The following is an 11,239-nucleotide window of genomic DNA, read 5'->3' as shown; positions in this document are numbered from 1 at the left end:
GGAGAAAGTAGCTCGGCGCACAGGGATGTGCGACGAAAACGCCAGGGACGGCTCCCGCACGCGGGCGACGCAGCAACACGTTGCCGGGAAACCCGGACAGCCCGGACCGGCAGCGATGCAGGTCATGGCCAGCCCCGGCCCTCTCCCCCGGCCCCTCTCCCAGAGGGAGAGGGGAGCAGAGCGCGTCCGGCAGCGATGCAGATCATGGCCAGCGCGGGCCCTCTCCCCCGGCCCCTCTCCCAGAGGGAGAGGGGAGCAAAGCGGGTCGGGCAGCGATGCAGGTCATGGCCAGCACGGGCCTCGCCCCCAGCCCCTCTCCCATGCGGAGAGGGGAGCAGATCGCGCTCAGGGCGCCGGACGCCCGCCGCGGTAGTCCTTGTACGACTTCTCCTCGACCAGGGTCGAACCCAGGGCGGTGTTGATCTCGCGCTTGATGCGCGCGCGCTCGTCGTTCTCGAAATACACCGAACGGGCCAGGCGGACGAACTCGGCATCGAAGGCCTGGTCGGCCTCCTTGAGGCGGATATCGTCCTCGATCACCCACAACCGCTCGTTCACCGCCTTCAGTTCGGCGCGAGCGGCGGCGATGTCGATGGCGGCGGCCGGGCAGGCCTGCCAGGTGGCGTTCAGCGCGTCCAGCTCGCGCCGCACGTTGGCCAGCTTGGCAGGATCCCCGATGCGCTCGGACTTGATCTCGAGGATGGTGATCTTGTCGATCAGCTCGCCGAACGACACCGGCACATGGATCTCGTTCATCGTCGCTCTCCGGTCGGGCTCAGGCGAAGGCGCGCAGGCACCAGGCGATCAGCGGGCCCCAGTACAGGCCCAGGCCGAGCTGCGCCAGGGCATTGGCCGACAACCCGAAGCTGATCCCGGCATCGCGCGAGGGCATGGCGTCGGCGCCCTCGGGGGGATCGAAGTACATGACCTTGATGACGCGCAGGTAGTACCAGGCGCCGATCACCGCGAACACCACCGCGCTGACCGCCAGCCACATGCGACCGGCGTCGATCACCGCCTTCAGCACCATCAGCTTGCCGAAGAAGCCGACCAGCGGCGGCACGCCGGCCAGCGAGGCCATGAACAGCAGCATCATGAAGGCCGCCCAGGGCGCCCGCTGGTGCAGGCCGCGCAGGTCGGAGATCTCCTCGGCCTCGAAGCCGCGCCGGGCCAGCCACTGGATCATGCCGAACGCGCCGGCCGACATCAGCGCGTAGACGATCGCGTAGAACAGCGCCGCGGCGTAGCCGGCCGGGGTGCCCTGGACCAGGCCGAGCAGCAGGAAGCCGACGTGCGAGATGGTCGAGTACGCGAGCATGCGCTTGAGGTTGCTCTGCATGATCGCCGCCAGGTTTCCGACCGCCAGCGAGGCGACCGCGAGCAGGCTGAGCATGTCGCCCCACTGGTCGGACAGGCCGCCGAGCGCCGTCTCCAGCAGCCGGTAGGCCATCGCGAACGCCGCCAGCTTGGGCGCCGAGCCGATGAAGGTGGTGACCGCGGTGGGCGCGCCCTGATAGACGTCGGGCAGCCACATATGGAAGGGCGCGGCGCCCAGCTTGAAGGCCAGGCCGACCACCACGAAGGCCAGGCCGAAGGCGAGCAGCGCGTTGCTGGCGTCGTTGCTGCCCAGCGCCGCGGCGATCGCGCGCAGCTCAAGGGTGCCGCTGGCGCCGTACAGCATCGACATGCCGTACAGCAGCATGCCCGAGGCCAGCGCGCCCAGCACGAAGTACTTCATGGCCGCCTCGGAGGCGCGGCCGTTGTCGCGGTCCAGCGCCACCAGGGCGTAGGTCGACAGGGCCATCAGCTCCAGGCCCAGGTAGATGGTGATCAGGCTGGCGGCCGAGACCAGGATCGACATGCCCAGGGCGGCGAACAGCACCAGGCTGTAGAACTCGCCGGCCCACAGGCCGCGGTCGGCCAGGTAGGGCCGAGCGTAGACCAGGCACAGCGCGCTGATGCCGAAGATGGCGACCTTCAGCACCGCGGCCAGGACGTCGCGCTGGTAGGTGCCGGACCAGGCGACCGCGTCCAGGGTCATGCCCTGGGCGATCACCACCGCGCCGGTGGCCAGCAGCAGCAGCACCGACAGCGTGTGGGTGAGCCAGCGGCCCTGCTGGCGGACGAACAGGTCGACCATCAGCAGCAGCAGGGTGCCGCCGAGCAGCACCAGCTCGGGCAGGATCAGGTCGAGGTCGGCGTGGGCGAAGATCATCGCGTCGGACTCAGAGCTTGGTCGCCAGCAGGAGCTGGGCGACGTGGCCGATGGAGTTCTCCATCAGCGCGGTCAGCGGCTGCGGCCAGATGCCGAACAGCAGCACGGCGGCGGCGAAGGCACCCAGCACCAGGGCCTCGCGGCCGTTGATGTCGGTCAGGGCGCGGACGTTGTCGTTGGCGACCACGCCGTACAGCACCCGGCGCACCAGCCACAGCGTGTAGGCGGCGCCGATCACCAGGGTCAGCGCGGCCAGCGCCGCGACCCAGACGTTGGCCTGGAACGCCGCCAGGATCACCATGAACTCGCCGACGAACCCGGAGGTGCCGGGCAGGCCGCTGTTGGCCATGGCGAACAGCACGAACAGCGCGGCGAACCAGGGCATCACGTTGGCGACGCCGCCGTAGTCGCCGATCATGCGGCTGTGCATGCGGTCGTAGAGCACGCCGACGCAGGTGAACATGGCGCCGGAGATGAAGCCGTGCGAGATCATCTGCACCATGGCGCCGGACAGCGCGAGCTGGGCGCCCATCTCGTTGCCGTCGATGCGCAGCAGCGTGAAGGCGATGAAGATGCCCAGGGTCACGAAGCCCATGTGCGAGATCGACGAGTAGGCGATCAGCTTCTTCATGTCCTGCTGGACCAGGGCGACGAAGCCGATGTAGACCACCGCCACCAGGCTCAGCGCGATCACCAGCCACGCCCACTCCTGCCCGGCGTCGGGGACGATCGGCAGGGTGAAGCGCAGGAAGCCGTAGCCGCCGATCTTCAGCATGATCGCCGCCAGCACCACCGAGCCGCCGGTCGGCGCCTCGACGTGGGCGTCCGGCAGCCAGGTGTGCACCGGGAACATCGGCACCTTGACCGCGAATGCGACCAGGAAGGCGAAGAACAGCCAGCTCTGGGTGGCCAGGTCCATGCCGGAGAGCCGCGACAGCACGTACAGGTCGAAGGTGCCCGCCTGCAGGTACAGCCAGATCAGCGCCAGCAGCATGAACACCGAGCCGAGGAAGGTGTACAGGAAGAACTTCAAGGTCGCGTAGACGCGGTTCGGGCCGCCCCAGATGCCGATGATGATGAACATCGGGATCAGCATGCCCTCGAAGAACACGTAGAACAGCAGGGCGTCGAGCGCGCAGAACACGCCGATCATGAAACCTTCCAGGATCAGGAAGGCGGCCAGGTACTGGTGCGGGCGATCCTTGATCGACTGCCAGGCGCCCAGCACCACCAGCACGGTGACGAAGGCGGTGAGCAGGATCAGCGTCACCGAGATGCCGTCGACGCCCAGCGCGTACTGGGCGCCGATCGCGGCGATCCACACGTGGCGCTCGATGAACTGCATGGTGTCGATGCCGGTGGCGGCGGCGTCGTAGCCCAGGTACAGCGGCACCGACAGCGCCATCACCAGCGCGGCGATCAGCAGGGTCAGCGGGCGCGCCAGGCGCGGGCCGGCCGCAAGGACGGCGAAGCCGCCCAGGATCGGCAACCAGATCAGCAGACTGAGAAGAGGCCAGGAGCTCATGTCGTGTCGTCGTTATCGGTTGCCGTACAGGACGAAGGCGCCGAGCAGCACGATCAGCCCGACGATCATGGCGAAGGCGTAGTGGTACAGGTAGCCGGTCTGGAACCTGCGGACCTGCGCGGCGACCGCGCCGACCAGGCGGGCGGATCCGTTGACCAGGCCGTTGTCGATCACCGCCACGTCGCCGCCGCGCCAGAACGCGCGGCCCAGCAGCAGGCTGCCGCGCGCGAACACCGCCTGGTACAGGTGGTCGACGTAGTACTTGTTCTCCAGCAGCCGGACCACCGGCCCGAAGCCGCGCCGCGCCGAAGCGGCCAGGTCCGGGCGGAACAGGTACAGGAAGGTGGCCAGGGCGAAGCCCGCGAAGGCCAGCCAGAACGCCGGGGTCACGAAGCCGTGCAGGGCGAACGCGGTGGCGCCGTGGAAATGCTCGCCGAACTGGGCCAGCACGTCGTTGCCCGGCGCGACCTGGATGGCCGGGCCGAACCAGTTGCCGAACAGCATCGAGCCGACGGTCAGGAAGCCGATGGCGATCGAGGGGATGGCCAGCAGCACCAGCGGCAGGGTGACCACCCAGGGGGTCTCGTGCGGCGCGTGGGCCAGCACGCCCGGTGTGTGGTGGCCGTGGTCGTCGTGGCCGTCGTCGTGCGCATGGCCGTCATCGTGGTGGCCGTGGCCGTGCGTCGCCGCCTGCACCGTGTAGCGCGGCTTGCCATGGAAGGTCAGGTACAGCAGCCGGAAGCTGTAGAAGGCGGTCACGAACACGCCGATCAGCACGCACCAGTAGGCGTAGGTCGCGCCCGGCCGGTCCGCGTACTTGACCGCCTCGATGATCGCGTCCTTGGAGTAGAAGCCGGACAGGAACGGCGTGCCGACCAGGGCCAGGGTGCCGATCAGCATGGTGATCCAGGTCACCGGCATCTTCCGGCGCAAGCCGCCCATGTGGCGCATGTCCTGCTCGTGGTGCATGGCGATGATCACCGAGCCGGCGGCCAGGAACAGCAGGGCCTTGAAGAAGGCGTGGGTCATCAGGTGGAACACCGCCGCCGAGTAGGCCGAGGCGCCCAGCGCCACGGTCATGTAGCCGAGCTGGGACAGCGTCGAGTAGGCGACCACCCGCTTGATGTCGTTCTGGACGATGCCGATCAGGCCGGTGAACAGGGCCGTGGTGGCGCCGATCACCAGCACCGTGCTGAGCGCGACCTCGCTGAGCTCGTACAGCGGCGACATCCGGGCGACCATGAAGATGCCGGCGGTGACCATGGTCGCGGCGTGGATCAGCGCCGAGATCGGGGTCGGGCCCTCCATCGAGTCGGGCAGCCACACGTGCAGCGGCACCTGGGCGCTCTTGCCCATGGCGCCGATGAACAGCAGGATGCCGATCACTGTCGCCACCTGCCACTGCGTCTCGCCCCAGGGCGACATGGTGCGGTTCTCGATCAGCCCGGTGTTGGCGAACACCTGGGCGTAGTCGAGGGTGCCGAAGAAGTAGACGACGCAGGCGATGCCGAGCAGGAAGCCGAAGTCGCCGACGCGGTTGACCAGGAACGCCTTGAGGTTCGCGAACACCGCGCTCGGCCGCTTGAACCAGAAGCCGATCAGCAGGTAGGAGACCAGGCCGACCGCCTCCCAGCCGAAGAACAGCTGCAGGAAGTTGTTGCTCATGACCAGCATGAGCATCGAGAAGGTGAACAGCGAGATGTAGCTGAAGAAGCGCTGGTAGCCGGGGTCGCCGGCCATGTAGCCGATCGTGTAGACGTGCACCAGCAGGGACACGAAGGTCACCACCACCATCATCATCGCGGTCAGGCGGTCGACCAGGAAGCCGACGTGGGCGCTCAGCCCGCCGACCTCGAACCAGGTGTAGACGTTCTCGTTGAAGGTCTCGGCGCCGCCCCAGGACAGCAGGTAGAGAACCCAGCCCGAAAGCGCGCACGACAGCGCGACGCCGGCGATGGTCACGGTATGCGCGCCGACGCGGCCGACCTGGCGGCCGAACAGCCCGGCGACGATGGCGCCGAGCAGGGGCGCCAGGACGATGGTCAGGAGGATGGACTGGCTGATCACGCCGAATCTCCAGGCTGGAGCGGGGCAAGGGTGCCGGAGCGGGGACCGGGGACCGGGGACCGGGGACCGGAAAACGCGGCAAGATCGCGGTGCGGCGCGGATGCGGACGGGTACAGGCGGCGCAGCGGGAATCCCGTGCGCCCGGAACGCGTGGGCACGCGGATGCCGGAGCGGGGACCGGGGACCGGGGACCGGGGACCGGAAAGCGCGGCAAGCTCGCGGTGCGGCGCGGATGTGGACAGGTGCAGGCGGCGCAGCGGGATACCTGTGCGCCCGGAGCGCGTGAGCACGCGGATGCCGGGGACATCCCGGTCCCCGGTCCCCGGTCCCCGGTCCCCCGCCCAGACAGGGCAGCGCTGCGCCAGTCCGCCGATCGTCAAGTTCCGAACCATGGTCAGCCCTTCATCCGGTCGAGCTCGGCCACGTTGATGGTGGCGCGGTTGCGGAACAGCACGACCAGGATGGCCAGGCCGATCACCGACTCGGCGGCGGCGACGGTGAGGATGAAGAACACGAAGACCTGGCCGTCGATGTCGCCCAGGAACCGCGAGAAGCCGATGAAGTTGAAGTTCACCGACAGCAGCATCAGCTCGATCGCCATCAGCAGGATGATGACGTTCTTGCGGTTGATGAAGATGCCGGCGACGCTGATGCAGAACAGCACCGCGCCGAGCACCAGGAAGTGGCTGAGGGTGATCACGGCGACACCTCCCGGCGCGGCTCGGCGGGCATGGAGACGATCCGCACGCGGTCCTCGCGGCGCACCCGCACCTGGGCGGACGGGTCCTGGTGGCGTGTGCCCGGCCGACGGCGCAGGGTCAGGGCGATGGCGGCGATGATCGCGACGGTGAGGATCACCGCGGCGATCTCGAAGGGCAGCACGTAGTCGGTGAACAGCGCCATGCCGACCGCCTCGGTGTTGGAGTGGCCGGCCGGGACCGGCGCCGGCTGCGGCAGCGCGGCCAGGCGGCGCACGCCGATCAGGGCGATCATCTGCATCAGCATGGCCACCGCCACCAGGATGCCGACCGGCAGGTAGCGGATGAAGCCCTCGCGGGTGCGCTCGGTGCGCACGTCGAGCATCATCACCACGAACAGGAACAGCACCATCACCGCGCCGACGTAGACCAGGACCAGGGCGATCGCCAGGAACTCGGCGCGCGCCAGCAGCCAGACGCAGGCGGCGCTGAAGAAGGTCAGCACCAGGAACAGCGCGGCGTGCACCGCGTTGCGCACGGTGATCACCGCCAGCGCCGCCGCGACGCAGACGCCGCCGAACAGGTAGAAGGCGATCAGTTCGATGTTGTTGACGATCACGTCCACGGTCAGTCCTTTGCAGTGGGAGCGGTGCCCGGGGACCGGGGACCGGGGACCAGGGACCGGAATGAATGCCGGCGGGAAGTACGCGGACAATGGCCTTGAAGGCTTCTGCCCGGTCCCCGGTCCCCGGTCCCCGGTCCCCACACCTCAAGCATCCCGGTCACGGCCATCCCGCCCCCCTCACCGATACGGCGCGTCGAACGCGCGCGCGGCGGCGATCTGCGCCTCGAAGCGGTCGCCGATCGCCAGCAGTTGCGGCTTGGTCACGATGTTCTCGCCGCGGTTCTCGAAGTGGTACTCGTGGATGTCGGTCTCGACGATCGAGTCGACCGGGCAGCTCTCCTCGCAGAAGCCGCAGTAGATGCACTTGAACAGGTCGATGTCGTAGCGCGTGGTGCGGCGGCTGCCGTCGGCGCGCTGCTCGGAGTCGATGGTGATCGCCAGCGCCGGGCAGACCGCCTCGCACAGCTTGCAGGCGATGCAGCGCTCCTCGCCGTTCGGGTAGCGGCGCAGCGCGTGCAGGCCGCGGAAGCGCGGCGACTTGGGGATCTTCTCCTCCGGGTAGTGCATGGTGTACTTGGCCTTGCCGAAGTACCGCAGCGTCAGGCCCATGCCCTGGAACAGCTCCAGCAGCATCAGGCTCTTGAAGTAGTGGATCAGCCGGGACATGGTCGATTACGCCTGCTGCTGGACCAGGACGCCGTAGTGCACCAGCAGCGCGGCGACCAGGATCCAGACGATGGTGATGGGGATGAACACCTTCCAGCCCAGGCGCATGATCTGGTCGTAGCGGTAGCGCGGGAAGGTCGCGCGCAGCCAGAGGAAGGTGAACATGAAGAACACCGCCTTCACCGCCAGCCACCACCAGCCGTCGACGCCCAGCACCGGCACGCTCTCCGGGAACGGCGACAACCAGCCGCCCATAAACAGCACGGCGGTCAGGAAGGCGATCAGGATCATGTTCGCGTATTCGGCCAGGAAGAACAGCGCGAACGCGGAACCCGCGTATTCGACATGGAAGCCGGCGACGATCTCCGACTCGCCCTCGGCGACGTCGAACGGCGCGCGGTTGGTCTCGGCGACGCCTGAGATGAAATAGACCAGGAACAGCGGCAACAGCGGCAGCCAGAACCAGTTGAGCGCGCCGCCCGGGCCGTCCTGGGCCTGGACGATGGTGCTGAGGTTGAGCGAACCGGCGGCGACCAGCACGCCGACCAGGGCGAAGCCCATGGCGATCTCGTAGCTGACCACCTGGGCGGCCGAACGCATCGCGCCGAGGAAGGCGTACTTGGAGTTCGACGCCCAGCCGGCCAGGATGATGCCGTACACGCCCATCGAGGTCATCGCCAGCAGGTACAGCAGGCCGGCGTTGATGTCGGCCAGCACCACGCCGTCGTCGAACGGCACCACCGCCCAGGCGGCGAGCGCCGGCGCCAGCGCCAGGATCGGCGCCAGGTAGAACAGGAAGCCGTGCGCGTTGGTCGGCCGCACCACTTCCTTGAGCAGCAGCTTGACGACGTCGGCGAACGGCTGGATCCAGCCGATGCCGAAGATCCGGCCCACGTACACCGGGCCATGGCGGACGTGCATCCAGCCCAGCACCTTGCGCTCGAACAGCACGTACATGGCGACGCCGAGCACCACCGGCAGGACGATGGCCAGGATCTTGACCAGGGTCCACAGCAGCAGGCCGAACGCCCCGAAGCCCAGGAAGAACTCTCGGATCGCCTCGATCACGGCCGTACTCCCTCGATGCGCAGCCGGCCGGCGGCGGGCAGCGCGGCGGTCTGCTCGAATCCGGCGTCGACGGCCACCGCGCCCTCGGGCAGGGCCGGATCGATCCGCACCGGCAGCTGCACGCTTGCGCCGCCGGCGCTGGCCAGCGCCGGCTGGCCGTCGGCCAGCCCCAGGCGCTCGGCCTCGGCGGGCGCCAGCGCGATCGCCGGCGGACGGGACAGCGGCGTCGCCTGCAAGGCCGGCGCACGCCGGACCACGGCATCGACGCGATACAGGGGCAGCACCGCGATGCGCTCCAGGCCCTCGCCACCCGGGGCGGGCGCCGCCGGCGCGGTCACCGCCGCGCCGCCCGCGGGCATTGCGGCCTCCAGCGTCAGGGTGGCGCGCAGACCGGCCAGGTCCTCGAACTCGAAGCCCGGGGCCTGGACCAGCTCGGCCAGGGCGCGCAGCAGGCGCCAGCCGGGCTGCGCGCTGCCCGGCAGCCGGCCGCCGGCCACCACTTGCTGGTGCAGGCCATCGACATTGACGAGGGTGGCGTCGATCTCGGGCAGCAGGCCGATCGGCAGGACCAGCTCGGCGACCTCGCGCAGGGCCTCGCCGGCATGCGCGCAGAAGGCGATGGTGCGCGCCTGGCGCAGCGCCGCACGGGCGCGGGCCGGCTCGGCGAAATCGAGCAGTTCGGCGTTGTAGAGCACGTAGGCCGGGCGCGGCTTCTCGAGCTGGGCGCCTGCGGTGCCATCGGCCGCCGCCGGCAGCACGCCGCTGCGCGCCAGTCCGACGCCGTTGCTGCCGGCCGGCATGACGTTGCAGGCGCCGCCCAGGGCATCGGCAAGCAGTCGCGCCAGCGCCCGCAGCGCCGCGGCCTGGCCGCTGCGGTTGGCCTGGTCGCCGACGATCACCACGGCCCCGGGGCGGCCGGCGAGCACGCCGGCCAGCGCCTGGTCGTCGGCATCGGGTGTGCCGCCGGCCAGGGCCGCCAGCCAGGACGGCGCCGGCTTGCCGGCAGCCGACAGGACCGCGCCGGCCAGGCGGGCGAGCCGGCCGACCAGGGCCGACGGCGCCGCGATCCGCCGTCCGGCCAGGGGATAGGTGGCGGCGAAGTCGACCGGGTTGACGGACACCACCGCCGCGCCGTTGCGCGCGGCCTTGCGCACACGATGACCGAGCAGCGGCGCCTCGCGATGCGGGTCGCAACCGACCAGCACCACGGCACCGGCGCCTTCGATGTCGGCCAGCGGCAGCGCCGAGCCTGCCTGGGCCTGCGTGGTGCCGTCGTCGGAAAAGTCCACCTGGCCCAGGCGGTGGTCGATGCCCCGGCAGCCCAGGTGGCGGGCCAGACGCGCCAGCAGCGTGCCCTCCTCGCAGGAGGTCGCCGGTCCGACCAGGAAGCCGGTCTGGCCGAGCGGCGCGTCGCGCAGCAGATCGGCGGCGTGCGCCAGTGCGGTCGGCCAGTCGACCTCGCGCAGCACGCCGTCGCGGCGCAGCAGCGGCGCGGTCACGCGGTCGGCCGCGTACAGGCCCTGGTGCGACCAGCGGTCGCGGTCGGACAGCCAGGTCTCGTTGACCGCCTCATTGTCGCGCGGCACCGTGCGCAGCACCTCGCCGCGGCGCACGTGCAGGAACAGGTTGGAATGCAGGGCGTCGTGGTAGCCCACCGACTCGCGGGCGACCAGCTCCCAGGGCCGGGCCCGGTAGCGGAACACCTTGTTGGTCAGGGCGCCGACCGGGCAGACGTCGATGATGTTGCCGCCCAGCTCGGACTCGATGGACTTGCCGACGTAGGTGCCGATCTCCAGGTGCTCGCCGCGTCCCATGCCACCCAGCTCGGTGGTGCCGGCGATCTCGGTCATGAAGCGCACGCAGCGGGTGCAGTGGATGCACCGGGTCATGTCGGTGGCGATCAGCGGTCCCAGGTCCTCGTCGGCGACCACGCGCTTGCGTTCGGCGAAGCGGCTGACCGAGCGGCCGTAGCCCATCGCCACGTCCTGCAGCTCGCACTCGCCGCCCTGGTCGCAGATCGGGCAGTCCAGCGGGTGGTTGATCAGCAGGAACTCCATGACGTTGCGCTGCGACTTCAGCGCCCGCTCGGAGCGGGTGAACACCTTCATGCCGTCCATGACCGGCGTCGCGCAGGCTGGCATCGGCTTCGGCGACTTCTCGACCTCGACCAGGCACATCCGGCAGTTGGCGGCGATCGGCAGCTTCTTGTGGTAGCAGAAGCGCGGCACCGGCACGCCGATGCTGTCGGTCGCCTGGATGATCATGCTGCCCTTGGGCACCGCGACCGGGCGGCCGTCGACTTCGATGGTGACCAGGTCCTGCTGCGGCAGGCCGGTTTGCGCGCTCATCGGCGCACCTCGTGGGTGATGGGGGAC

General features: G+C 69.6%; 9 protein-coding genes. All 9 read right to left on the bottom strand.

Annotated features, from left to right (window positions below):
* Positions 1-345: 345 nt before the first annotated feature.
* The 9 genes from KF823_11135 to nuoG all read right to left on the bottom strand — a co-directional run bounded on the left by KF823_11135 (position 346) and on the right by nuoG (position 11,212).
* Positions 346-756 carry a hypothetical protein gene (locus tag KF823_11135; GenBank protein ID MBX3726453.1) on the bottom strand — a complete coding sequence of 137 codons (411 nt, stop codon included), beginning with the start codon at positions 754-756 and terminating at the stop codon, positions 346-348.
* A gap of 19 nt (positions 757-775) precedes the next feature.
* The gene (nuoN, locus tag KF823_11130; GenBank protein ID MBX3726452.1) at positions 776-2,215 is read right to left on the bottom strand and encodes an NADH-quinone oxidoreductase subunit NuoN; all 1,440 of its coding nucleotides are present in this window, start codon (positions 2,213-2,215) and stop codon (positions 776-778) included.
* Positions 2,216-2,225: 10 nt separating this feature from the next.
* The gene (locus KF823_11125; GenBank protein MBX3726451.1) at positions 2,226-3,740 is read right to left on the bottom strand and encodes an NADH-quinone oxidoreductase subunit M; all 1,515 of its coding nucleotides are present in this window, start codon (positions 3,738-3,740) and stop codon (positions 2,226-2,228) included.
* Between the two features lie 12 nt (positions 3,741-3,752).
* Complete coding sequence (gene nuoL / locus KF823_11120; protein ID MBX3726450.1) at positions 3,753-5,807, bottom strand: NADH-quinone oxidoreductase subunit L; 2,055 nt, start codon at positions 5,805-5,807, stop codon at positions 3,753-3,755.
* 394 nt (positions 5,808-6,201) lie between these two features.
* Positions 6,202-6,507 carry an NADH-quinone oxidoreductase subunit NuoK gene (nuoK, locus tag KF823_11115; GenBank protein ID MBX3726449.1) on the bottom strand — a complete coding sequence of 102 codons (306 nt, stop codon included), beginning with the start codon at positions 6,505-6,507 and terminating at the stop codon, positions 6,202-6,204.
* A complete protein-coding gene (locus tag KF823_11110) occupies positions 6,504-7,121 on the bottom strand; it encodes an NADH-quinone oxidoreductase subunit J (protein ID MBX3726448.1) in 618 nt (205 codons plus the stop codon). The genes nuoK and KF823_11110 overlap by 4 nt, the downstream gene beginning before the upstream one ends.
* Positions 7,122-7,307: 186 nt before the next feature.
* On the bottom strand, positions 7,308-7,796 hold the full coding sequence (nuoI, locus tag KF823_11105) for an NADH-quinone oxidoreductase subunit NuoI (protein ID MBX3726447.1): 489 nt from the start codon (positions 7,794-7,796) through the stop codon (positions 7,308-7,310).
* 6 nt (positions 7,797-7,802) lie between these two features.
* Complete coding sequence (gene nuoH, locus KF823_11100; GenBank protein ID MBX3726446.1) at positions 7,803-8,864, bottom strand: NADH-quinone oxidoreductase subunit NuoH; 1,062 nt, start codon at positions 8,862-8,864, stop codon at positions 7,803-7,805.
* Positions 8,861-11,212: an NADH-quinone oxidoreductase subunit NuoG gene (gene nuoG / locus KF823_11095; protein MBX3726445.1), complete on the bottom strand. Its 2,352-nt coding sequence runs from the start codon at positions 11,210-11,212 to the stop codon at positions 8,861-8,863. Before nuoG ends, nuoH begins: the two co-directional genes overlap by 4 nt.
* Positions 11,213-11,239 lie beyond the last annotated feature (27 nt).

The organism is Lysobacterales bacterium, assembly GCA_019634735.1.
Classification (GTDB): Bacteria; Pseudomonadota; Gammaproteobacteria; order Xanthomonadales; family UBA2363; genus Pseudofulvimonas.
This window is presented reverse-complemented; position numbering and strand designations above follow the sequence as displayed.